We start from the raw sequence: 22,610 nt of genomic DNA, 5'->3' as shown, positions 1-22,610 counted from the left end.
GGCCGACGGGGCCCGGTTCCCTTCCCGGGGATCAGCCCAGCAGCTCGTACGCCGGGAGCGTCAGGAACTCCTCGTACTTCTCGTCGAGCGCGACGCGCAGGAGCAGTTCGTGGGCCCGCCGCCACTCGCCCGCCTCGAAGGTCTCGGCGCCCAACTCCTCGCGCAGCTGCGCGAGATCCTCCTCGGCGACGCGCCGCACGAGCTCCGGTGTGACGCGCAGCTCGCCCTCCGGTGCGTCCGGCAGCACGACGCCCGCGTTCACCCACTGCCAGATCTGCGAGCGGGAGATCTCCGCCGTCGCCGCGTCCTCCATGAGGCCGAAGATGGCCACCGCGCCCATGCCGCGCAGCCATGCCTCGATATAGCGGGTGCCGACCTGCACGGCGTTGCGCAGGCCCGCGTACGTCGGCTTCGCGCCGGTCGAGTCGACGGCGATGAGTTCGGCGGCGGTGACCTCGACGTCCTCCCGGAGCCGCTCCTTCTGGTTCGGACGGTCGCCGAGGACGGCGTCGAAGGACTCCTGCGCGACGGGCACCAGGTCGGGGTGGGCGACCCAGGAGCCGTCGAAGCCGTCGGAGGCCTCGCGGTCCTTGTCGGCGCGTACCTTCGCGAGCGCCTGCTCGTTGGCCTCCGGGTCGCGGCGGTTGGGGATGAACGCGGCCATGCCGCCGATGGCGTGGGCGCCGCGCTTGTGGCAGGTGCGCACGAGCAGTTCGGTGTAGGCACGCATGAACGGTGCCGTCATCGTCACGGAGTTGCGGTCCGGCAGTACGAACTTCGCCCCGGCGTCACGGAAGTTCTTGACGATGGAGAAGAGGTAGTCCCAGCGCCCCGCGTTCAACCCGGAGGCGTGGTCGCGCAGTTCGTAGAGGATCTCGTCCATCTCGTACGCCGCGGTGATGGTCTCGATCAGCACGGTCGCCCGCACGGTGCCCTGCGGGATGCCGCAGTAGTCCTGCGCGAAGACGAAGATCTCGTTCCACAGCCGGGCTTCGAGGTGCGATTCGAGCTTGGGCAGATAGAAGTACGGGCCCTTGCCCATGTCGATGAGGCGCTGGGCGTTGTGGAAGAAGTAGAGCCCGAAGTCGACGAGCGCGCCCGGCACTTGCTCGCCGTCCACCCGCAGATGGCGCTCGTCGAGGTGCCAGCCGCGGGGGCGCATGACGACGGCGGGCATGTTCTCGGGCGGCCCCAGCTCGTAGGACTTGCCGGAGACCTCGTCGGTGAAGTCGATGGTGCGCTCGTAGGCGGAGATCAGATTGAGCTGGCCGCCGACGACGTTCTCCCATGTGGGGGCGGAGGCGTCCTCGAAGTCGGCGAGCCACACCTTGGCGCCCGAGTTGCAGGCGTTGATGGTCATCTTGCGGTCGGTGGGGCCGGTGATCTCGACGCGGCGGTCGTTCAGGGCCTCGGGACAGTCGGCCACCCGCCAGTCGCCCTCGCGGACGTGCGCGGTGTGGGGGAGGAAGTCGAGTGTGGAGGTGCGGGCGATCTCGGCGCGCCGCTCCGCGCGCTGGCTCAGCAGCTCGTCGCGGCTCGGCGTGAACCGGCGGTGCAGGGCGGCCAGGAAGTCGAGCGCCCCGTCGGTCAGCACCTCCTCCTGACGCTCCACGGGAGCTGCGCCGGCGATCTCGACCGGGGAGGACGCGGGTGCGGTCATGGTGGGTCACTCCTTAGGGCGGCGTGCGGTCACGGCCGCCGGATCGCGTGCGTCGCGGCACGGAGTGCCGCGGGTCGAGCGGTGCTTGCGGAAGCGGTCCGGTTTACGAGTGTGAGAGACCGGACGCTTCTGAACAGTGGATACTAGTTTTCTCATGGTGGAACAATCAAGGGTCTGTTGATGTCGAGACATCGCTGCTGGGTCGTCGCTCCCGTCAGATGGCCCGGGGTGCCAGCCCGCGGGCAAGGCGTCGGCCCTGTCCTCGGCCCCGTCCTCGGCCCTGTCCTCGGCCAGGTCACCGGCCGGGCATCGCCGACTCATGGGGCGGCGAAGGCGGTTGGCTGAGTTCCGCGCCGGCGCGCGGCGAAACCCCGCGCCGCCTTCCAGGGTTCGGACGTCTCAGGGTCCCGTCCGTCTCAGCCGCTGGAGGTCCTTCGGGGTGTCGATGTCCGCCGGGTCGGCGATGTCGCCGCACTCGACCAGTTCGATCTCATCCGCCCGCGTACGCAGATAGGGGCGCGCTCCCTCGTCTCCCTCCGCGCCCTTGGCGATCGCCGCCCAGTGCTCGGCCCCGAAGAGGACGGGATGCCCGCGCCGTCCGCCGTACGACGCGGCAGCGAGCGTGGCGGAGGAGCGGCACAGCTCCCGCACGCGGGCGACCGCGGCCGCGCCGACCCCCGGCTGGTCGACGAGGAGGACGAGGGCCGCGTCCGTGCCCGTACCCGTGAGGGAGTCGAGCCCGGTCCGCAGCGACGAACCCATGCCGGATTCCCAGTACGGGTTGTCCAGCACGGTGCAGCCCGAGAGTTCGGCCCGTGCCCGCACCTGCCCGGCCGCCGCGCCCAGCACCACGTGCACGCGATCGCAGCCGCCCGCGCGCAGCGTCCGTACGGCGTGCTCCACCAGCGGCCTTCCGGCGAGCGGCAGCAGCGCCTTGGGCCGTCCGCCGAGACGCCTCCCGCCGCCGGCCGCGAGCAGCAGCCCGGCCACGACGGGGGCGGCCCGGTCCTGCGCCTCGTCCCGCTCGGTCGTCATTCGGGCCTCTCTCCGTCTTCGGCTTTCCGTGTGCAGTCGCCTGCTTCGCCTGCTGCCGAGTCGGTGACCGGCGAGCGGTGGCGAGGCACCTCCATACCGCACGATTGTGACGAGTCGCGCAAGGTGTTGCGAACTTGGCGCTGCACGCCCCGAATTTCGCCCTCCGTGTGGCGCGATGTGCGGAGAGTGGCGTTTACTTGGGCGAGCCGGTCGCGCTCCATCCTGTGGGGGATAGGCGCACGGCACCATCTCTGTGTGGGGGAGAACCGTGGTGCGAAGCGATGCTGTGGGGCAGCGTGCGATACCTGTGGCACACCGCGCGGACGATCCGCGCGTCGCCGGGCTGAGCGCTGCCGTGGCCCGTCTCCGGGCCGAACTGGACGCTCATCCCGCCCAGTTGCGCGACAGGCGTGCCGCCGAGGACGAACTCGCCGCGCTCGACGCCCAGGCCGCCGGGGGCGCGGTCACGGCGGAGCAGCTGCGCCACTCGCTGCTTCAGATCGTCGCGGCCGTCGGTTCGGTGAGTGCGCTGTCCGCGGCGCTCTCGGGCCTGCGGAACGCGATAGAACTCTTCGGGGAGCCGTCGGGCTTCCGCAGGGTCAACTAGACGGACGGTCGCCGCCGGAGGAACGGACAGCCCGCGAACGTAAGGGATTTGTCCGAGTCCTTACGCGCCCGTGACGCCGGGGCCGAACCGATGGCTCGTCGTGAGTCCTTCACGCGAGCGTGTTGAACCGATGAGAGCGCGGAGAACCACTCCGCCTCATCGGTATGCCGACACGCGAAAGTGAGGATTCATCGTGCGTGCTCACAAACGCAGCAGGGCCCAGCGCCACGGCATCGTCGCCGTCGTCGCGCTGCTGGTGGGAGGCGGCGGAATCGTGGTCGTAGGCTCCAGCGCCGACGCCGGGGAGTCCGGCGCCTCCGAGCCCGGCGCCTCCCGTACGGCGCAGACGGTCGACTGCCCCTCCGTCCAGGACCGCCTCCAGGGCGTCCCCGCGAAGGCGAAGGACGAGGTGGACCGCGAACTGGCGCAGCTGAAGACCCAGATCGCCGAGGCGAACAGCCGGCTCGCCTCGGCGCGTGGCGAGGGCGGCCCGGAGTTTCCGCGCAACGCCGTTCTCGAACCGCTGAAGGACAAGCGCACCGCCACGCTGGAGCGCATATCCATCGCGATCGGCCGCGTCGCCGACCGCCCCGAAGGCCTCGGCGCGCTCGCCCCCTGCGCGCTCGCGGCCGGGGGCGACGGTTCCGCAGGCGGCTCCGGAGAGGCCGGGCAGGAGCACGGCCACGGAGGCGGCGCGGGCGGCGACGCCGGGGACGGCGGCCCGGTCAGGAGCGACTTCGTCGACATCACCAAGGTGCCCGGCAACGTCGAGGAGCCCAGCCGAGGCGCGGACGCCTCCACCGGCACCTTCACCTCCGCCTGCGGCACCAACTCCGGCGGGCAGCACAACTCCGACAACGTGATCGTGGCTCCGGGCGTGGGCAACGGCGCGCACCACACCCACGACTACGTCGGCAACAAGCAGGTCGACGCCGACTCCACCGACGAGTCGCTCGCGGCCCAGGGGACGACCTGCACCAACGGAGACCAGTCCACCTACTACTGGCCGGTGCTCCGCGACCGTACGAAGCAGGGCCCGGACGCGGACAAGCCGGGCGGCGGCGCCGAAGGAAACCTCGGAGCCGTCATCGAGCCCGCTTCCGTGGACATCACGTTCCGCGGGAACGCCCAGAGCGACGTCGTCGCCATGCCGCGCTTCCTGCGGATCATCACCGGCGACGCGAAGGCCTCCACGAACGGCGGCGCGAACGCCAACGCCTCCTGGTCCTGCACGGGGTTCGAGGAGAAGGTCCAGCTGAAGGACAAGTACCCGATCTGCCCGGAGGGGAGCAAGGTCGTCCGGACGTCGTTCTTCCAGAGCTGCTGGGACGGCCGGAACGCCGACAGCGCCGACCACCGCTCGCACGTCGCGTTCACCAAGGCCGACGGATCGTGCCCCGGCGGCTTCAAGGCCGTCCCGCAGCTGACAGAGCGGCTGACGTACGACGTTCCGGAGGCGCCCGACTTCGCCGTCGACACCTTCCCCGAGCAGAAGCACAAGCCGGTCACCGACCACGGCGACTTCATCAACGTGATGAAGGACGACCTCATGAAGGAAGCCGTGGACTGCATCAACTCCGGTCGCCGGTGCGGCTGACGGGCCCCCTGATTCCCACCGTTGTCATGTGATTGCCGCCGAGAAGGGGGCTGTTGAGCATCGACGATCACGAGGAGTCCCGGGTCGCCGCGGGCCGGGTCTCAGCCCTACGGGCTGTACGGGCCGCACGAGCCGTCCCGGCGGGCACGGTCGTCGCTCTCGCCGTGGTGCTGCTGGGGATGACCGTGGTCCTCCGGCTGGCGGGCGCTTGGCCGTTCGGGCAGTACGAGTCCGTGGACGCCCGGTCCGTGCCGGACGCCAGGCTGCCGCTGCCGCCGTCGGCGGTGGGCTCCGGCGGTTCGCCGTCAGGCCGGGACGGCGACGCCCGGGGCCGTAGTTGCAGGGCCGTCTGGCACGCCGACGCCTGGCGCTCCCGCACCCGGGAGGGATTCGACGCCACGGTCAGGATCGTCAACCGGGCCGAAGTGCCCGTCCGCGGCTGGGAGGTCGCCTGGAAGTGGCCCGGCAGGCAGCGGACGGTCAAGGGCTGGAACGCCCGCATACGGGACTCCGGAAGCGCCGTCACCGTACGCGACGGCAGCGGCAGCGCGGAGATCCCGGCGGGTGGGGAGACCACGTTCGGCCTCCAGGCCACGGGCTGCGCGACTCCGGCTCCGCGTCTGACCTGCCGCGCCCTGTGAGGCCCGCTCTGTGAGGCCCGCCCTCTGAAGTGCGACCTCTGAGGCGGCGGCCCCACCTGCCCCCGAACCCGGCGCCCGTGAGCCCGGGTTCGGGGTGCTGGGGTGCGCCAGTACCGCAGTGCCGCAGTACCGCGGTCGGGGAAGGGGAGAGTGCCGGAGCGTCCGTCAGCGGCCCGTGCCGCCGTTGCCGTCCGTGCTCGCGAGCGCCTTCGAGAGCTGCTCCGCGACCTCGTGCATCAGCGGTACGAACTTGTCCGTGGCCGCCTCCGTGACCCGCCCCGCGGGCCCGGAGATCGAAATCGCCGCCGCGGTGGGCGAGTCGGGCACCGAGACGGCGATGCAGCGCACCCCCAGCTCCTGCTCGTTGTCGTCCATCGCGTAGCCCACCTCGCGGACGTGTTCCAGCGCCGCGAGGAAGTCGTCCGGCGTGGTGATGGTCCGCTCGGTCGCCGCGGGCATCCCCGTACGGGCGAGCACCGCGCGCACCTCCTCGGGCGGGCTTCCCGCGAGCAGCGCCTTGCCGACGCCCGTGGAGTGCGGCAGCACGCGCCGGCCGACCTCGGTGAACATCCGCATCGAGTGGCGCGAGGGCACCTGCGCCACATAGACCACCTCGTCGCCGTCGAGAAGCGCCATGTTGGCGGTCTCACCGGTCTCCTCGACCAGCCTCGCGAGGTGCGGACGCGCCCACGTCCCCAGCAGCCGCGACGAGCTCTCGCCGAGGCGGATGAGGCGCGGGCCCAGCGCATAGCGCCGGTTGGGGTGCTGGCGTACGTAGCCGCAGGCCACGAGGGTGCGCATCAGGCGGTGGATGGTCGGCAGGGGCAGCCCGCTGCTGCCGGAGAGCTCGCTCAGACCGACCTCGCCGCCCGCGTCGGCCATCCGCTCCAGCAGATCGAAGGCGCGCTCAAGGGACTGGACGCCGCCCGAGGAACCCGTGGCGGCGCCGGCGGCGGGATCGGCGGTGGCGGCATTTCGCCGGTCGGACGACGGCACGTCGCATTCCTTTCCTGCGGGTGGGGCGCATGCTACCGGCACGGATTCACCGGCCCCCGGGACGCTCACCCTGCCGGTCTCCCGGCGGAATCGCCCGGAGAATTCTGCATGCTGGAATGGTAGTTCCATTTTGCGGAATCCGCCATGGCCAACGTCTTGACGGGGCGGGGGATCTGCCCAGAGGATCTGACCTCAACAGAATGTTGAAGGCACGGCTCGAAGTGGAGCCGAAGAGGAGGGTGGTCGAGTGCCCGGCGTCCAACTCGTGATGCGCTCGTCGCGCGTCGTCACACCCGAGGGTACGCGGCCCGCGTCGGTGGGCGTCGCGGACGGCAGGATCGCTCACGTCGGTGCGTACGACGCACCGGTTCCGGACGGGGCACGGGTGGTCGACGTGGGCGACGACGCGCTGCTCCCCGGCCTCGTCGACACCCACGTCCACGTCAACGATCCCGGCCGCAGCGCATGGGAGGGCTTCTCGACCGCGACCCGCGCGGCCGCCGCGGGCGGCATCACGACGCTGCTCGACATGCCGCTGAACTCGCTGCCACCGACCACCACCGTCGCCCACCTCCGTACGAAGCAGGAGTCGGCCCGAGGGCAGGCCCACATCGACACCGGGTTCTGGGGCGGCGCCGTCCCCGGCAACGTGGCGGACCTGCGTCCGCTCCACGAGGCGGGAGTCTTCGGCTTCAAGTGCTTCCTCTCGCCGTCGGGCGTCGAGGAGTTCCCCGAACTCGACCCGGAGCGGCTGGAGTCGGCGCTCGCCGAGATCGCCGGATTCGGCGGGCTGCTCATCGTCCACGCGGAGGACCCGGCGCATCTGGCCGCGGCGCCGCAGAAGGGCGGGCCCGCCTACGCGGACTTCCTCGCCTCCCGGCCGCCCGCGGCGGAGAACGACGCGATCGGCCTCCTCATCGCGCTGGCCCGCAAGCTGGACGCGCGCGTGCACGTGCTGCACCTGTCCTCCGCGGAGGCGCTGCCCGCGATCGCGCGGGCCCGCGGCGAGGGCGTGGCGCTCACCGTGGAGACCTGCCCGCACTTCCTCACCCTCGCCGCCGAGGAAGTCCCGGACGGTGCGACGGAGTTCAAGTGCTGTCCGCCCATCCGCGAGCGGGCCAACCAGGACGCCCTGTGGCAGGCCCTGGCCGAGGGCACCGTGGACTGCGTGGTCTCCGACCACTCGCCCTGCACCGCCGACCTCAAGGACGGCGACTTCGGCACGGCGTGGGGCGGCATCTCCTCGCTCCAGCTCGGCCTGCCCGCCGTGTGGTCCGAGGCCCGCGCCCGAGGGCACACGCTCGACGACGTCGTGCGCTGGATGGCCGCGGGGCCCGCCCGGCTCGCGGGCCTGGAGGGGCGCAAGGGCGCCGTCGCGCCGGGCTACGACGCGGACTTCGCCGTCCTCGCTCCCGAGGAGTCCTTCACCGTCGACCCGGCGAAGCTGCACCACCGCAACCAGGTCACCGCGTACGCGGGGCGCACGCTGCACGGCGTGGTACGGGCGACCTGGCTGCGCGGGCGGCAGATCAGCGAGGGCGGCCGACCGCTCCAGCAGACCGGACGACTGATCGAGAGGCCCACGGCATGACGGCAGCAGAGCACGTCGCGCGCTTCACCGGTGACGCGAGCCCTTACGGCGGCGGCGACCCCTACGCCGACTACCGCACCGCCGAACTCCCCTTCACCCACCTTCCCGATCTCGCCGACCGCCGTCTCGGAGCCGGAGTCCTCGCCGCCAACGACGAGTTCTTCGCGGAGCGCGAGAACCTCCTGGAGCCGGGCCGCGCCGAGTTCGACCCCGAACGCTTCGGCCACAAGGGCAAGATCATGGACGGCTGGGAGACCCGCCGCCGGCGGGGCACCGGGGCGGCCGCGCCGCACCCCGCCGCGGACGACCACGACTGGGCCCTCGTGCGGCTCGGAGCGCCCGGCGTCGTGCGCGGAATCGTCGTCGACACCGCCCACTTCCGCGGCAACTACCCGCACGCCGTCTCGGTCGACGCCGCCTGCGTGCCGGGGGCTCCCTCGGCCGGGGAACTGCTCGCGGACGGCACCGAGTGGACGCCCCTCGTCCCGCGGACCGCGATCGGCGGCCACGCGGCCAACGGCTTCACCGTCGACAGCGGCCGCCGCTTCACGCATCTGCGTCTCAACCAGCACCCCGACGGCGGCGTCGCGCGGCTGCGGGTGTACGGCGAAGTCGTCCCCGATCCCGAGTGGCTGGCGGCCCTGGGCACCTTCGACGTCGTCGCCCTGGAGAACGGAGGCGCCGTGCAGGACGCGTCCGACCGGTTCTACTCGCCGCCCAACAACACGATCCTGCCCGGCCGTTCACGCCGTATGGACGACGGCTGGGAGACGCGGCGGCGCCGGGACGACGGCAACGACTGGATCCGCTACGCCCTGACCGCCCAGTCCGCCGTCCGTGCCGTCGAGATCGACACCGGCTGCCTGAAGGGCAACGCCGCGGGCTGGGCCGCGCTTCGGGGCAGGGACGGCGCGGAGGGCGATTGGCTCGAACTGCTGCCGCGCACAAGGCTCCAGCCGGACACCGTGCACCGTTTCGTGCTCACCGACGCTCCGCCCGTGACCCATGTACGGCTCGACATCTTCCCCGACGGCGGCATCGCCCGGCTCCGGCTGTACGGCTCGCTGACGTCAGAGGGCGCGCGTGACCTCCGTGAACGGCACCAGAGGTCGGCTGGCGGTCCGTGAACTCCGGCTCAGCTCGCGCCGGGCGGCGGCGCGGTGGGGTCCGTGGCCGGCTGCTCTGACGCACGGTCGCCGGCCAGCGCGGCGAAGAGCGCTTCGTCACCCTCGGCGATCCGGCGGGCGACGGCGGACAGCCGCTCGTGGTGGGCTCGTGCGTGATCCCGGATCACGGTGAACGCCTCGTCCATCGGCATCCCCAGCCGCGTGGACAGGACCCCCTTGGCCTGCTCGATCGTGATTCTGCTGGTCAGGGCGTTCTGCAGCTGGCCTGCGAGGACCTCGCCCTCCCGGAGACTGCGCTGGGACAGGATGCTGATGGTGGAGATGTCCGCCAGGGCCTGACCGACGTGCCTGTCGGAGTCGCTCAGCGTGCTCGGTTCGCTCTGGAAGAGATTCAGGACGCCGATGATCTCGCCGCGCAGACGCAGCGGGAGTGCGTGCAGCGAGGAGAAGCCGGCCTCGCTTGCGGCATCGTTGAGGTGCGGCCAGCGCGGGTTGTCGAGATCGGTGTTGATCAGTGGCTGTCCGCTGCGGAAGCAGTCCACGCTGGGGCCGGTCTCGGTCTGTGATTCGAACAGATCGAGGAGCCGGGCGTGCTCCGAGGAGGCCGCGGCCGACCGCAGCCGGCCGTGCTGGTCGCCGAGCATGATTCCGGCTGCCTGCACGTCGAGCAGTTCCACACAGCGGTGGGCCAGGGTGTGCAGGAAATCTATGACGTCGAAGTCGTCGACGAGCGTGTCAGCCAACTCCACGAACACCGCGACCAGTTGTTGTTCACGCATCGTGCGTCTTCCTCCAGTCGCCCGCCCGCTGCCGGGCAGTAAAGCCGCCATTGTACTTTGGCAGGGTGTGGGTGGGATTCGTCATAGGCAGTCGGTGAAGTCCAGACGGTGCGCCACGACATCCGCGGCGACTTCGTCGATCGGACGGTTGCTGCCGAACGCGTGGCCCCGCAAGCGGACCAGCGCCTCGTCCAGGCTGATGCCCAGTTGTGCGGCGATCATCCCGGTGGCCTGATGCACCGCGCTGCGCAGGACGACGAACTCGCCGTCGAGAGACAGCCGTAGCAGACGTGAGGTCAGCGCGTCCGCGAGGACCAGTACATCGCTGATCTCACCGGTGCTCATCGAACCCGGGGCATCACGGTGGAGTTCCAGCACACCGAGACCGATCGCCCCGATCCGCAGCGGGAACGCGAACAGCGCGCGTACCCCGAGCTCGCAGGCGGCACCGGCGAAGGCCGGCCAGCGCGTCATCGGCGCATCGGCGAGGTCCGGTTCGAGGACCAGGACGCCGTGCCGTGCGGCGTCGACGGAGGGACCCTCTCCCAGTGTCAACTGGAGGTTTCCCAAAGCTGTGTTGGTCTCCCCGGTCGACCAGATGCTCTCGGCTGTTCCGGCCGTCGTGGTCAGGATCGCGCCGAGGCCGCTGACACCCGCGACGGTTGCCGCCTGCTCACCGAGCACGCCGGTCAGGCTGCCGTTCGAGGTGATCCGCGCCAAGACTGCCGCCATGCGCTCACTGGCCACTGTTGCTCGTCTCTGTGCCGACGTCCTAGCGGAGCGTCATCCCGGACCTCCTTGGTCCGGGTCCGCCTGGGGCGGCTTGCCGGACAACGGTTCCCGCGCGATCCGGGTTCTCATTCGGCGCGGTGCTGCTGTGCGCCGCCTCCAGCCGTCAGCCGGCGGCGGAACGGTCCAGTGAGCCTGGTCCAGCTTAGACCTCCGGCACTCCTGGGCGGTCCGGTGCCGGAGATGAATCCAGATAAGGCGGAAAAAAGCAAGAGTGCACGCCGCAGACTGTACCCGGGAGGAGACGGACGGTTAGTATCCCCGGTACCGTCCCGGACCCGACGGTATCCGCACGAAGCCTTCCCTTGACGCAGGTGCCGCTACGGCACGATCCGGCAGTGCGTGTGCGTCTTCCGTCTCGGCTCCATCAGAGGCGGGGCCGCCGCAACCAGGTCCTCCTCACCAATGCCCGCCGCATTGCGGCCGTTGCGCCCCGGACGAGCCGGATCCCCGAACTGGGCTCCCCTTCCAAGGCCGTCACTGCCCGCTTCAGCGTCGCACTCTGCGGTCCGTCTCTCCCCAGGGACGAAGAACGGCAGGGCACACCCAGGTCGCGCTACTTCACGATCCGTGACCGTCCTTGTGCCGTGAGGTGCCGCACCGTGGTCCCAGCGGCCGGGAGACGCAGGTCAGATGAGGATGCAACACCATGATCACCCCCGGTGAAGAACCGCACGACAAGACACCAGCCGGCAGCGCGGACGGTCCCCAAGCCGTGGGCGTGGAGGACGAGTTGGAACTCTTCCTGCGCTTGTCCTCGGAAGTGTCGGTGCCGATCACGGCCCGTTTCGCCTACTGCACGAACGACCCCTACGCCGTGGACGTCGTCTTCGATCTGGGCATGCATGAGCCGGTGCGCTGGATCTTCGCCCGCGAGCTGCTGGCGGCCGGGATGGACGGGCCGACGGGCGAGGGGGACGTGCTGGTGTGGCCGGTCCGCGAAAGGGCGGTGTGCTGTCTGTCCCTGGCGTCACGTGAGGGTCACGCGCTGGTGGAGATGCCGTCGGGCATCCTCGCGCGGTGGCTGAAGCGCACCCATCGGCTCGTCCCGCCCGGGCGCGAGGCGCAATTCGTCGATGTGGACGCGCTGTCGCGGTACCTGCTGCACGGAGCGGGGCCGGACGGATGAGACGAGGGTCGGCCACGGCTGCCCCTCTGACCTGGCTCGGAAAGGCCGGCCGGAGCTGACGGCTCGTGAACTCCGGGGAAAAATCCTTCACTTGGCGTTGACATGTCATCTACGCGCGTCAGCATGGAATGCATGAGATTCCCCCCACGAATCGCGCGCATCAGCGCCCTCAGTGCCCTGTCCCTGACCCTCCTCGTCGGCGGCCCGGCCGCGATCGCCCAGGCGACGGCGGACGCCCCGAAGGCCTCGGCTCCGGCCGCGCCCGCGCCCGCGGACGTCGGCAAGATCTGCGAGTCGAAGCTGCCGAAGGAGGCCCACGACACCCTCGATCTCATCGACAAGGGCGGCCCCTACCCGTACCCCCAGGACGGGACCGTCTTCGACAACCGTGAAGGAATCCTCCCCGACCAGGAGTCCGGCTACTACCACGAGTACACGGTGGAGACGCCGGGCTCTCCCGACCGCGGAGCCAAGCGCATCGTGACCGGTGAGGAGAAGCAGGAGGACTACTTCACCGAGGACCACTACGAGTCGTTCGACAAGGTCGACTTCAGCTGCTGACGCGTCGTCACGGCCGCACGGCCCGCATGGACCGGGATGTGCGGCCGTGACGGTCAGCGGCGGCGTCAGCCGGCGGCCGTCCGGCCGGCTGCCGTTCAGCCGGCGGGTGCCGCGGGCCAGGTGAAGGTCGCGACGGCGCCCGCCGGCAGCTCGTACGCCAGCGAGCGACCGGACTCCGTGACGGAGAACTTCCGTGCGGACTCCGCGGAGTTGAGGACGACGGCCGCGCGGGAACCGTCCGGGTTCTCGAAGACCACGTCCTCGACTCCGCCCGGCTGCTGGGTCGTCGAGCCGATGCGGTGAGCACCGCGGTCCACGAACTTGGAAATGTGGCCGAGCGAGTAGTACTCGGCGTTCTTCCCGACCTTGCCGCCGTCGATCTCCACGACGCCGTTGCACCTCGTGCCGCAATTGCCGAAGTGCGGGCCGCCGTTCGCGTCGAGCGCCATGTTCCACAGCACGACGGTCTCGGCGCCGGAGCGCAGGCTGCGCACGACCAGGTTCTCCGTCTGCCACTTCAGGCTGTCGGCGAAGGTGTGCGACGGGTCGTCGCTGTCCGTGCCGGAGCACTCGGTGAAGAAGACCCGGCTGCCCGCGTCCCGCACCTGCTGCTGGGCCTCGGGCTCACCGCCGTAGCAGTGGAAGGCGGCGCCCTGGACGCGGCCGATGTCCTTCGTCTTCTCCAGGACTTCGAGCGGGTACTCGGGCTTGTCCCAGTTGTGGTCGTAGGCGAAGAGCTCCGTGTCCAGGCCGGCCGAGGTCAGCTTGGCGTCGAGCACTCGCAGGAACTCCGCCTGCTCGGCGGCGGACATCCCCATCGACGGATACGTGGTCTCGAACAGCGGCTCGTTCTGCGCCGTCAGGTCGTGCACGGTGACGCCCTCGTCGGCGTACGCCTTGAGTGCCTTGACGAGGTAGTCCGCGTACGCGTCGTAGTTCCCGGGCTTCAGCTTCCCGCCCTCCAGCTTGCCGCCCTCCTTCATCCAGGCCGGCGCCGACCAGGGCGTGCCCATCACGCGGATGCCGGAATTGACGCCGAGGGCCTCGCGGAGCAGCGGAAGGATCTCCTTCTTGTCGCGGTCGACGGAGAAGGAGCCCTGCTCGTCCTCGTAGCTGTAGTAGGGGAGTTCGGCGACGAAGTCGGAGCCGCCGAGGGGCTGGCGCAGATAGTCGAGGCCGATGCCGTCGCCGTCCGCGGAGAACAGGCTCCGCATCAGCTTCTCGCGCTCGCCGTCCGGCAGCCCGCTCATCAGACGTGCCGACGCCTCGGTGACGGAGGCGCCGGCGCCGGTGAACTGCTGCCCCTGCGCGGACGCGTCGACGGCGATGTCGATGTCCTGCTTGCTGCCGTCGAAGGAGACGTCCTCGCCGCGCTCCAGGCGCTTGCCGCCGTCGGCGGTCGTCACCCACACCTGGGCCGTGTCCGCGGCGGCCGCGGCGGCCGCGGCGTTCGCGGCCGCCGTCCTCCCGGCGGCGCCGGGGGAGCCGTCGCCGTCCGCCTGGGCGGCCTGGCCCGCCAGCACGTTGGCGCCTGCGAGCAGCGCGAATGCGGTCGCCGATGCGGCGAGTCTCCGTCTGTGTGTCACGGTGCGGCTCCTTCGTCGGGTGTGGGGTGTGGGGCGGGTTGCGGGGACGCCGGAGTGAACCGGCGGGCCCCGTCCCGGTGTTGCGTGTTCCGGTGTCGCGGGCTCCGGTATCGCGGGTTCCGGGTGGTACGCGCTCACGCCGCGCGGCGTGAGCGGCGGCGGTGCCTGCGGACGATGTCCGCGTACCGGTGCCCGCTGCTCTTGACCGTCCGCCGCTGCGTCGCGTAGTCGACGTGGACGAGCCCGAAGCGCTTGTCGTAGCCGTAGGCCCACTCGAAGTTGTCCATCAGGGACCAGGCGAAGTAGCCGGCGAGCGGCACGCCCCGGTCGACCGCCGCCACGCAGGCGGCCAGGTGCTCGTCGAGGTAGCGGACGCGCTCCGGGTCGTGGACCTGGCCGTCCGTCCCCACCACGTCCGGGTAGGCGGAGCCGTTCTCCGTGACGTACAGGCATCGGGCCCCGTAGTCCTCGGTCATCCGCACCAGGGTCTTGGTCAGGCCCGGCGGGTGCACCTCCCAGTCCATGTGGGTGCGACGGGCGCCGGCCGGTACGACCTGGCGGGCGCGCGGGACGGAGCCGCCGGGCTCGTCGGCGACGAGGCTGCGGAAGTAGTAGTTCAGGCCCAGCCAGTCCAGCGGCTCGGCGATCGTGTTCAAGTCGCCCGGCTGCTCGGGGAGTTCGACCCCGTACAGCTCCAGCATGTCCTGCGGGTAGCCGCGGCCGTGCAGCGGATCCATCCACCAGCGGTTGGTGTGCCCGTCGGCGCGGCGTGCGGCGGCGACGTCGGCGTCCCTGTCGGACGCGGGCTCGCAGTGGGTCAGGTTGTTGACGATTCCCACCTGCGCGTCGGGCACCTGAGCCCGGATCGCCTGCACAGCGAGCCCGTGGCCGAGGTGCAGGTGGTACGAGGCGCGCACCGCCGCTTCGATGTCTGTCAGGCCGGGCGCCATGTGGCCCTCTAGATGGCCGATCCACGCGGAGCACAGCGGCTCGTTGAGGGTCGCCCAGTGCTTGACGCGGTCGCCGAGCCGCTCGGCCACCACCGAGGCGTACGCGGCGAAGTGCTCGGCGGTCGCGCGCGCGGGCCAGCCGCCGCGGTCCTGGAGCGCCTGCGGCAGGTCCCAGTGGTAGAGCGTGGGGAAGGGCGTGATGCCCTCCTCCAGGAGGGCGTCGGTGAGCCGGTCGTAGAAGGCCAGTCCCGCCTCGTTGGTCTCGCCGCTGCCGTCGGGCACGACGCGCGGCCAGGCGACGGAGAACCGGTAGGCGTCCACGCCCAGTTGCTTCATCAGGGCGATGTCCTCGCGCCAGCGGTGGTAGTGGTCGCAGGCGACGTCGCCGTTGTCGCCGTTCGCGACCGCCCCGGGGACGCGGCAGAAGGTGTCCCAGATGGACGGGCCGCGGCCGTCCTCGAAGGCGGCGCCCTCGATCTGGTACGAGGCGGTGGCCACGCCCCAGAGGAAATCGGCGGGCAGGGCGTGCAGCGACGCTGCGGGGGCGGTGGAGGCTTCGCTCGCTTCGGACACGGACTTCCTTTCGTACGGACTGGACTGGTGTGACGGGCTGCTCAGGGCGTGACGGACCTGTGGGCCCGCGGCGTGGAGGACGGGCGTGACGGACTGGTGGGGTGGCGTGGCGGGACAGGGCGGTGGCGTCTGCGGGCGCGGTCGGGCTCCGGCGCGGGCCGTGACGGCACGGGCGGGCGGAACGCCCGCCGTGCTCCGTGCCGTTCACGGCCGGCGCGCGGGCTCGTGGGGGTCGTGCGGTCGTGCGGTTCAGTTGTGTGGTCGTGGGATCAGCCGGGGGCGGGTCCGCTCACTTCACGGCGCCCGCCGTGAGCCCGGTGACGAGATAGCGCTGGAGCAGCAGGAACCCGGCGACGATGGGCACGCTCGCGACGAGCGAGGCCGCCATGACCTGGTTCCAGTAGACCTGCGTCTGCGTCGCGTACCCCTGGAGCCCGATCGCGAGGGTGCGGGTGGTCTCGTTCGTCATGACGGACGCGAAGAGGACCTCGCCCCACGCCGTCATGAACGAGTAGACGGCGACGGCGACGATGCCGGGGACCGCGGCCGGCACCACGACCCGCATCAGCGCGCCGAGCGGCCCGCAGCCGTCGGTGAGCGCCGCCTCGTCCAGGTCGCGCGGGATCGAGTCGAAGTAGCCGATCAGCATCCAGATGGAGAAGGGCAGGGTGAAGGTGAGGTAGGTGACGATGAGCGCCCCGCGCGAGCCGTACAGCGCGATGCCCGTCGCGTTGCCGAGGTTGACGAAGATCAGGAAGAGCGGCAGCAGGAAGAGGATGCCGGGGAACATCTGCGTCGAGAGGATCGTGACCGTGAACAGGCGCTTGCCGCGGAAGCGGTAGCGGCTGACGGCGTACGCCGCGAAGGTGGCGATGAGCACCGAGCAGCCGGTCGCCGCGCCCGCCACGATCAGCGAGTTGAGGAAGTAGTCCGCGAGCGGAACCGTGCTCCAGATGTCCACGTACGGACTGATCGTCAGGCCGCTCGGTATCCACCGGAAGCGGTCCGTGACGTCCTGAAGCGGCTTGAGCGAACTGCTCACCATCACCAGCAGCGGCGTCGCCGCGAAGATCGTGAGCAGCGTCAGCACGATGCGCCGCGTCCAGATGAAGGACGGGGGCGGCGCCGTCGGGGAGGCCGCGCGCACGCCGGACCGGCCGCCCTTCCGGGAACCGGCGAGCGAAGTCACCGCCAGGAAGGGCCTGTTGGGCTTCTGTGCGGTGCCGCTCGCCGAGCCGCCCGCGCCCCCGTTCGCCGTCCCGCCCGCGGGGGCGGTCGCCGTCGCCTCAGACATCGCGCTTCCTCCCCGTGCCGGTCGCCAGCAGATAGACGCCCGTCACCACGAGCAGGAAGAGCAGCAGCAGCACGGACATGGCCGAGCCGGAGCCGAAGTCCCAGGTGACGAACGACGATTGGTAGATGTGGATCGAGATCAGGTCCGCCGCCTCGGGCGCCGACTTGCCGAAGAGGATGTACGGCACGTTGAAGTCGTTGAACGTCCACAGGAACAGCACCAGCACCAGCACCTGGTTGACGGGGCGCAGCGAGGGCAGCGTGATCCGGCGGATCTGCTGCCGCATGCCGGCGCCGTCCACCTGTGCCGCCTCGTACAGCTCCCGGGGGATGTTCTGGAGCGCGGCCATCAGGATGAGGAACGCGAACGGCCATGTGCGCCACACGGCGACGACGACCAGGGCGGCGAAGCTGTTGTCGCCGATGAGCCAGAACGGTTCGGAGTCGGTGAGGCCCAACTGGTCGTGTATGACGTGGTTGACCATGCCGCCGTCGCGCTGGAGCAGGAAGGACCAGGTGATGACGGCGGTGTAGACGGGCAGCGCGTAGGGCGTCAGGAACAGCGCCCGCAGCACTCCTCGTCCCCGGAAGGACTCCTGCATCAGGATCGCCGCGGTGACGCCGAGCAGCCAGGCCAGCGAGACCGCCAGCACGGTGAAGGCGCAGGTGACGAGGAACGAGTGCAACAGGGCTTCGCCGACGGGGGCGTCGACGTCGACGGCGATGCGGAAGTTCTCCGCGCCCGTCCACGGCGCCGCGCCCCAGTTGCGGATGTACTCCTGCGTCAGCTCCTTGAAGCTCATCACCACGCCCACGGCCATCGGCGCGAGGTGGATGAGGAGTTCGAGGACCAGGGCCGGCAGCAGCAGGAGATACGGCAGTCCGGCCCGGCGCAGGCGGTCGGGGAGGATGCGCCTGCGCCGGGGGCGTGAGGGTGCGGCGCCGGCCGGGCCGTCCGCGGCGGGAGCCGGGCGGGATGTTCCGGGTGGTGGGGGGCTGAGAGTCGTCATCGGCCGGACTTACTTCCGCATCTGCTGCTGTGCTGCGGACAGTTCCTTCTCGACCGTCGCGGAGGTCACCTTGCGTCCGGCCGCGGCGTCGGCGAAGAGGTCCTTCGTGGCGTTGCCGACGAGCGTCTCGAACTTCGACTCGTCCTTGACCTGCGGGAGCGGTGCGGAGGAGGTGGTGAGGACCTCGCGCAGCACCTTCAAGTCGGGGGTGTCGAAGGCCTTGTCGGACTGCGCCGACTTCACCGGAGGTATCGATCCGTAGGCCTCGTTGAGGGTGCGCTGCTCCTTGTCCGACGTCATGAACTTCGCGAACTTCATCGCGCCGTCGATGTTGTCGGTGTTCTTGAAGACGGCCAGGTTGATGCCCGCGACCATCGACCTCGTGCCCTTCTCGCCCGAGCCGGGCGTCTGCACGGGTATCGGTGCGACGCCGTACTCGTCGGGCTTCATGCCGTTGGACTTCAGCCCGGTCGCCGCGGCCTGCCACATCAGCATGGCGGCCTTGCCCGTGGCGAAGTCGCGCACCGACTCGCGCTTTGCGTACTCGGCGTTGCCGGGCGGTGCGATCTTCTCGGCGGCCACCAGGTCGACGTACTGCTTGACGGCCTTGACCGCACCGGGCGAGTCGAAGTTCGGCTTGCCGGAGGGGTCGAAGAAGTCGGCGCCGTGCTGCTTGCCGAGGATGAAGGCGTGGTGCGAGTTCTCGACCGGGTCGCCGCCCTCGACGGCGATCCCGTACTTGCCGTCGCCCGTGAGCTTCTTGCCGTCCTTCACCAACTCGTCCCAGGTGGCCGGGGGTTCATCGATCCCGGCGTCCTTGAACATCTTCTTGTTGTAGTAGAGGCCGTAGGCGAGCGAGTAGAGCGGCAGGGCCGCCGGGTCCTTCTGCGGCGCCCCGGCCGCGGCCAGCGCGGACGGCGTGAAGCGCTTCGCGCCGCCGACCTTCGCCATGTGCGCGTCGTCCCAGGGCAGCAGCGCGCCCGTCGCCTGGAGCGAGGCGGACCAGGTGTTGCCGATGTTCAGCACGTCCGGGCCCTGGCCGGAGGACGTGGCGGCCAGGATGCGGTCCAACAGGCTGTCCCACGGGATGACTTCGAGCTTGACCTTGATCCCGGTCTGCTTCTCGAAGCGCTTGAGCTCCGGGGTGAGCACGCGCTTGTCGTGGGCGATGCTGGTGCCCTGGTTGCTGGCCCAGTACGTCAGCTCCTTCGGCTTGTCGTTGCTGCCCTCGCCGTTCGTCGTGCTGCCGCCACCGCAGGCGGCGGTGACGGCGGTGAGTGCGGCGACGGCTGTGACGGTGACTGCGTTGCGTGCCCGGCTTCTGCGCATGGCGACGGCCCCTCCCCGAGGCTCCTGCGTTCGGACCCTGAATGGTCCGAACCATTAATTTCACGCCGTGAGTTAAGTAGTGAGAGAAGGGGGCGTCAAGACTTCTGACAGAGGTAGATTGACATGGGAGGGCGGCTCATGGGCGGATACGACAGGCGAACTGTGCGCGACCTGCGGCGGAGCAACCGCGCGGCCGTGCTCCGCCGGCTGTATTTCGAAGGCCCCCTCAGCAGACAGGAGTTGGGCCCGGCGACGGGGCTCAGCTCCGGGTCGATAAGCAATGTCGTCACCGAACTCCTCGCGGAGGGCGTCCTGGAGGAGGCCGGCTCCGTCGGCTCCGACGGCGGCCGCCCCCGTACGTTGCTGCGCGTGGCCCCCGGCAGTGCCTGCCTCGTCGGCGTCGACGTCGGCGAAACGCGGGTGCGCGTCGAGCTGTTCGACCTGATGCTCACCGAAGTGGCCCGCAGCGAGCAGCCGTTGGACGACGGCGGGCACGACGCGAGCCTCGTCGTCCGGCTCATCGAGAAGGGCCTCGCCACGGTGCTGGCCCGGGTCGGCCCCTCCACGGGGCCGCTGCTCGGCGTCGGCGTGGGCGTCCCCGGCATCGTGGAGCGCCGCACACCCGGGGGAGCCGTGGTGCACGGCCAGACCATCGGCTGGGACGCCGTCCCGCTGGAGGCCATGCTGCGCGACTCCGCCGGGCTGCCGGAGGGCGGGCCCCATGCCGAGGGGAACCGCGCGCCGCTCCACATCGACAACGGTGCGAAGACCCTCGGCCAGGCCGAGATGTGGTTCGGCGCGGGCCGCGGAGCCCGGGACGCCGTGATCGCGCTGATCGGCTCCGGCGTCGGCGCGTGCGTGGTCACCGGCGGCGAGCCGTACGGCGGCGCGTCCAGCGGTGCGGGCGAGTGGGGCCACACCGTGCTCACCGTGGGCGGCCGCCGCTGCCGCTGCGGGGCGCGCGGCTGCCTGGAGGCGTACGTAGGCGCCGCGGCCGTGATCGACCGCTGGCGCGAGGCCGGCGGCCGGCCGGGCAGCGACGACGAGGAGTCGGCCCTGGCCGAACTACTGGCGACGGCGCGGGGCGAGGGCACGCGGGCGCGGATCGCGGCGGCGGTGCTGGCCGGGACCGCCGAGTACCTCGGGGCCGGCATCGCCGACCTGGTGAACCTCTTCAACCCGGAACGGATAGTGATCGGCGGCTGGGCCGGACTGTTGCTGGGCCCACAACTCCTTCCCGCTGTGCGGGCCGCGACGGACGCGTACGCTCTCCGGTACCCGGCGGCCCGTACGGCCGTCGAACTGTGCAGGCTCGGCCCGGACGCTGTGACCGTCGGCGCGGCCACGCTGCCGCTGCGCCGGTTCCTCGACGCGGGAGGAAGTCCGCCCCCAGGGGTGGCATTGTCCGTGTGAACGGGTAACGTCTCCACAGAGAGTGATGCCATGGTGGCAGATGTGGGGAGACTTCTAGGGGGAAATCGGTGGTAAACGGACCGGAGGCCATTACGTGCGGTGAGGCGATGCTGCTCATGCTCGCCGAGCCGGGCATGCCGCTGGACCGTGCCGTCTCCTTCCGGCGCTCCGTCGCCGGCGCCGAGTCCAACGTCGCGCAGGGCCTCGCGCGTCTCGGCCACTGGGCCCGCTGGATCGGCCGCGTCGGCGACGACCCCGCGGGCGAGGCCGTGCTGCGTGAGCTGCGCGCGGACGGAGTCGACGTCTCCGGCGCCGAGATGGACCCCCAGGCGCCCACCGGCCTGCTGCTGCGCGACAGCCACGCACAGCGCGTGATCGACGTGCAGTACTACCGCGCGGGCTCCGCCGCCTCGCTCCTCTCGCCGGACCAGATCCGCCTGGAGATGCTCGAAGGAGCCCGGGTCGTGCACGTCACCGGCATCACGCCCATGCTCTCGGAGCCGGCGGCGCAGGCCACTTGGGCACTGATCGAGCGCGCCCGACAGGTCGGCGCCGCGGTCTCCTTCGATCCGAACGTGCGGCGCAAGCTCGGCTCCGAGCACGAGTGGATCCGCACGGTGGGCCCGCTGCTGCGCGAGGCCGACCTCGTCATCGCGGGGGAGGACGAGCTGGAGCTGCTGCTGGGCGGCGGCGCCGAGGAGACGTCGAAGGCGCTGCTGACGATGGGCCGGGCCCGCACCGTCGTCGTCAAGCGGCGCGACCACTCCTCCGCGGCCCTCTCGCGGGACGGCGAGTGCACCCAGGAGCCCTTCGACGTCCCGGTGTGCGACCCGGTGGGCGCGGGAGACGCGTTCGCGGCGGGCTGGCTCTCCGCATGGCTGCGCGGCCAGAAGGCCGAGGTCGCCCTGGCCGAGGCGGCGTGCGTCGCGGCACTGGTCGTCCAGGCGCCGGGCGACACCGACGGGCTGCCCACGGCGCACACCAGGGACCGGGCGCTGGCGGGCTTCCTCGAGGGGGCCGACTCCGTACACCGCTGAGCGCGGGCAGACGCTTCCGTACGGCACGGCGGGAGTCCCGAGTATCAGCGGCCAGACAGGCAACCAGCCCAAGAAGAGCGCATCACAGGAGGCCGGAAGCGGGAGGGGGCCCCACGGCGGCCGTCCGCCCGGCCCGGCCAGGGGACGAGAAGAGAGGCGGCGACTGCCGTGTACCGATGGGAGATCACCCGTACCGCCCTTGAGCAGCGTGTCTTCGCCATCGTCCGCAGCGACAGCTACGAGCGCGTCACGGCCACGGCGGACACCCTCCTCGGGGCGGGCATCACGAGCCTGGAGATCTCGCTGACCACGCCGTACGCACTGGACGCCATCGCCACGCTGGGCCGCGAGACCGGAGAGGACTGCGTCATCGGTGCCGGCACGGTCCTGGACGCCTCCGCCGCCCGCGCCGCCGTCGACGCCGGCGCCCGCTTCCTCGTCTCGCCCGCGCTGGACGCGGAGGTCATCAGCACCGGCCACCGTTACGGGGTGCCCGTCTTCCCCGGGGTCGCCACGCCCACCGAGATGGTGCGCGCACTGGAGCTCGGTGCGGACGCCCTCAAGCTCTTCCCGGCCTCCGGGCACGATCCGGGCTGGCTCAAGGACGTACGGGCGGCGCTGCCGCAGGCGCCGCTGCTGCCCACCGGAGGCGTCACCGTCAAGAACGCCCCGGAGTGGATCGCCGCCGGAGCCGTCGCCTGCGGAATGGGCTCGGCGCTCGCGGAGGGAGACAGGGAGGCGGTCGCCAAGCGCGTCACGGCGCTGTTGCAGCGGCTGGAGGAGGCGGTGCCCGTGCCGTCCGGCAGACGCGGGCGCTGACGGTTCACCGGCGCGGGCACCGACCGACGGTCCGCGGCGCGCAGTTGGCGAGAAGACGGCGATCAGGCAGCGCCGTGGAGACGGCGAG

20 protein-coding genes are annotated in these 22,610 nt (G+C 71.1%); 10 read left to right on the top strand and 10 right to left on the bottom strand.

What is annotated here, in order from left to right; genetic code table 11:
- Positions 1-31: 31 nt before the first annotated feature.
- Together aceB and QQM67_RS15640 are read right to left on the bottom strand one after the other, a co-directional pair.
- Positions 32-1,660 carry a malate synthase A gene (gene aceB / locus QQM67_RS15645; RefSeq protein ID WP_314174437.1) on the bottom strand — a complete coding sequence of 543 codons (1,629 nt, stop codon included), beginning with the start codon at positions 1,658-1,660 and terminating at the stop codon, positions 32-34.
- Positions 1,661-2,059: 399 nt separating this feature from the next.
- Positions 2,060-2,695: a nucleotidyltransferase family protein gene (locus QQM67_RS15640; protein WP_314174436.1), complete on the bottom strand. Its 636-nt coding sequence runs from the start codon at positions 2,693-2,695 to the stop codon at positions 2,060-2,062.
- A 271-nt stretch (positions 2,696-2,966) separates the two neighbouring features.
- Between QQM67_RS15640 and QQM67_RS15635 the strand changes: the two genes are divergently transcribed.
- From QQM67_RS15635 to QQM67_RS15625, 3 genes are all read left to right on the top strand, one after another.
- Positions 2,967-3,302, top strand: coding sequence for a DUF5955 family protein (locus tag QQM67_RS15635; protein ID WP_399066757.1), 336 nt, complete (start codon positions 2,967-2,969; stop codon positions 3,300-3,302).
- Between the two features lie 193 nt (positions 3,303-3,495).
- On the top strand, positions 3,496-4,899 hold the full coding sequence (locus tag QQM67_RS15630) for a DUF1996 domain-containing protein (RefSeq protein ID WP_314174434.1): 1,404 nt from the start codon (positions 3,496-3,498) through the stop codon (positions 4,897-4,899).
- 53 nt (positions 4,900-4,952) lie between these two features.
- Positions 4,953-5,540 carry a cellulose binding domain-containing protein gene (locus tag QQM67_RS15625; protein WP_314174433.1) on the top strand — a complete coding sequence of 196 codons (588 nt, stop codon included), beginning with the start codon at positions 4,953-4,955 and terminating at the stop codon, positions 5,538-5,540.
- Between the two features lie 165 nt (positions 5,541-5,705).
- Here QQM67_RS15625 and QQM67_RS15620 read toward each other — a convergent pair whose 3' ends face one another.
- Entirely contained in the window at positions 5,706-6,536 is an 831-nt protein-coding gene (locus QQM67_RS15620; protein ID WP_314174432.1) for an IclR family transcriptional regulator, read from the bottom strand.
- Positions 6,537-6,804: 268 nt separating this feature from the next.
- Between QQM67_RS15620 and allB the strand changes: the two genes are divergently transcribed.
- Positions 6,805-8,127, top strand: coding sequence for an allantoinase AllB (allB, locus tag QQM67_RS15615; RefSeq protein ID WP_399066812.1), 1,323 nt, complete (start codon positions 6,805-6,807; stop codon positions 8,125-8,127).
- The gene (gene alc, locus QQM67_RS15610; protein ID WP_314174430.1) at positions 8,124-9,254 is read left to right on the top strand and encodes an allantoicase; all 1,131 of its coding nucleotides are present in this window, start codon (positions 8,124-8,126) and stop codon (positions 9,252-9,254) included. The genes allB and alc overlap by 4 nt, the downstream gene beginning before the upstream one ends.
- A gap of 8 nt (positions 9,255-9,262) precedes the next feature.
- Here alc and QQM67_RS15605 read toward each other — a convergent pair whose 3' ends face one another.
- Both QQM67_RS15605 and QQM67_RS15600 read right to left on the bottom strand, forming a co-directional pair.
- On the bottom strand, positions 9,263-10,033 hold the full coding sequence (locus tag QQM67_RS15605; RefSeq protein ID WP_314174429.1) for a GAF and ANTAR domain-containing protein: 771 nt from the start codon (positions 10,031-10,033) through the stop codon (positions 9,263-9,265).
- Between the two features lie 81 nt (positions 10,034-10,114).
- Complete coding sequence (locus tag QQM67_RS15600; protein ID WP_314174428.1) at positions 10,115-10,780, bottom strand: ANTAR domain-containing protein; 666 nt, start codon at positions 10,778-10,780, stop codon at positions 10,115-10,117.
- A 691-nt stretch (positions 10,781-11,471) separates the two neighbouring features.
- Here QQM67_RS15600 and QQM67_RS15595 point away from each other — a divergent pair.
- On the top strand, positions 11,472-11,951 hold the full coding sequence (locus QQM67_RS15595; RefSeq protein WP_314174427.1) for an SsgA family sporulation/cell division regulator: 480 nt from the start codon (positions 11,472-11,474) through the stop codon (positions 11,949-11,951).
- A gap of 132 nt (positions 11,952-12,083) precedes the next feature.
- Complete coding sequence (locus QQM67_RS15590) at positions 12,084-12,512, top strand: ribonuclease domain-containing protein (protein WP_314174426.1); 429 nt, start codon at positions 12,084-12,086, stop codon at positions 12,510-12,512.
- 95 nt (positions 12,513-12,607) lie between these two features.
- Here QQM67_RS15590 and QQM67_RS15585 read toward each other — a convergent pair whose 3' ends face one another.
- The 5 genes from QQM67_RS15585 to QQM67_RS15565 all read right to left on the bottom strand — a co-directional run bounded on the left by QQM67_RS15585 (position 12,608) and on the right by QQM67_RS15565 (position 19,253).
- Entirely contained in the window at positions 12,608-14,098 is a 1,491-nt protein-coding gene (locus QQM67_RS15585) for a glycoside hydrolase family 30 protein (RefSeq protein WP_314174425.1), read from the bottom strand.
- 134 nt (positions 14,099-14,232) lie between these two features.
- A complete protein-coding gene (locus tag QQM67_RS15580; protein ID WP_314174424.1) occupies positions 14,233-15,621 on the bottom strand; it encodes a GH1 family beta-glucosidase in 1,389 nt (462 codons plus the stop codon).
- A 289-nt stretch (positions 15,622-15,910) separates the two neighbouring features.
- Positions 15,911-16,915 (bottom strand): carbohydrate ABC transporter permease, encoded by a 1,005-nt coding sequence (locus tag QQM67_RS15575; RefSeq protein WP_314174423.1) that lies wholly within the window; start codon positions 16,913-16,915, stop codon positions 15,911-15,913.
- The gene (locus QQM67_RS15570; protein WP_314174422.1) at positions 16,908-17,924 is read right to left on the bottom strand and encodes a carbohydrate ABC transporter permease; all 1,017 of its coding nucleotides are present in this window, start codon (positions 17,922-17,924) and stop codon (positions 16,908-16,910) included. Before QQM67_RS15570 ends, QQM67_RS15575 begins: the two co-directional genes overlap by 8 nt.
- 9 nt (positions 17,925-17,933) lie before the next feature.
- Positions 17,934-19,253, bottom strand: coding sequence for an ABC transporter substrate-binding protein (locus QQM67_RS15565; RefSeq protein ID WP_314174421.1), 1,320 nt, complete (start codon positions 19,251-19,253; stop codon positions 17,934-17,936).
- 138 nt (positions 19,254-19,391) lie between these two features.
- Here QQM67_RS15565 and QQM67_RS15560 point away from each other — a divergent pair, with 138 nt between their 5' ends.
- The 3 genes from QQM67_RS15560 to QQM67_RS15550 all read left to right on the top strand — a co-directional run bounded on the left by QQM67_RS15560 (position 19,392) and on the right by QQM67_RS15550 (position 22,522).
- The gene (locus tag QQM67_RS15560) at positions 19,392-20,666 is read left to right on the top strand and encodes an ROK family transcriptional regulator (RefSeq protein ID WP_314174505.1); all 1,275 of its coding nucleotides are present in this window, start codon (positions 19,392-19,394) and stop codon (positions 20,664-20,666) included.
- Between the two features lie 107 nt (positions 20,667-20,773).
- Positions 20,774-21,703: a sugar kinase gene (locus tag QQM67_RS15555; RefSeq protein ID WP_314174420.1), complete on the top strand. Its 930-nt coding sequence runs from the start codon at positions 20,774-20,776 to the stop codon at positions 21,701-21,703.
- Positions 21,704-21,871: 168 nt separating this feature from the next.
- On the top strand, positions 21,872-22,522 hold the full coding sequence (locus tag QQM67_RS15550) for a bifunctional 4-hydroxy-2-oxoglutarate aldolase/2-dehydro-3-deoxy-phosphogluconate aldolase (protein WP_314174419.1): 651 nt from the start codon (positions 21,872-21,874) through the stop codon (positions 22,520-22,522).
- Positions 22,523-22,610: the final 88 nt, after the last annotated feature.

Origin of the sequence: Streptomyces winkii, from assembly GCF_032248595.1 — a bacterium.
Lineage (GTDB): Bacteria > Actinomycetota > Actinomycetes > Streptomycetales > Streptomycetaceae > Streptomyces > Streptomyces winkii.
This window is presented reverse-complemented; position numbering and strand designations above follow the sequence as displayed.

Excerpts from the sequence above, each read along its gene's own strand:
- QQM67_RS15590 (WP_314174426.1), top strand. The coding sequence starts at position 12,084 with ATGAGATTCCCCCCACGAATCGCGCGCATCAGCGCCCTCAGTGCCCTG.
- alc (WP_314174430.1), top strand. The coding sequence starts at position 8,124 with ATGACGGCAGCAGAGCACGTCGCGCGCTTCACCGGTGACGCGAGCCCT.
- QQM67_RS15640 (WP_314174436.1), bottom strand. The coding sequence starts at position 2,695 with ATGACGACCGAGCGGGACGAGGCGCAGGACCGGGCCGCCCCCGTCGTG.
- allB (WP_399066812.1), top strand. The coding sequence starts at position 6,805 with ATGCGCTCGTCGCGCGTCGTCACACCCGAGGGTACGCGGCCCGCGTCG.
- QQM67_RS15560 (WP_314174505.1), top strand. The coding sequence starts at position 19,392 with ATGGGCGGATACGACAGGCGAACTGTGCGCGACCTGCGGCGGAGCAAC.
- QQM67_RS15555 (WP_314174420.1), top strand. The coding sequence starts at position 20,774 with ATGCTGCTCATGCTCGCCGAGCCGGGCATGCCGCTGGACCGTGCCGTC.
- aceB (WP_314174437.1), bottom strand. The coding sequence starts at position 1,660 with ATGACCGCACCCGCGTCCTCCCCGGTCGAGATCGCCGGCGCAGCTCCC.
- QQM67_RS15570 (WP_314174422.1), bottom strand. The coding sequence starts at position 17,924 with ATGACGACTCTCAGCCCCCCACCACCCGGAACATCCCGCCCGGCTCCC.
- QQM67_RS15565 (WP_314174421.1), bottom strand. The coding sequence starts at position 19,253 with ATGCGCAGAAGCCGGGCACGCAACGCAGTCACCGTCACAGCCGTCGCC.
- QQM67_RS15595 (WP_314174427.1), top strand. The coding sequence starts at position 11,472 with ATGATCACCCCCGGTGAAGAACCGCACGACAAGACACCAGCCGGCAGC.
- QQM67_RS15575 (WP_314174423.1), bottom strand. The coding sequence starts at position 16,915 with ATGTCTGAGGCGACGGCGACCGCCCCCGCGGGCGGGACGGCGAACGGG.
- QQM67_RS15605 (WP_314174429.1), bottom strand. The coding sequence starts at position 10,033 with ATGCGTGAACAACAACTGGTCGCGGTGTTCGTGGAGTTGGCTGACACG.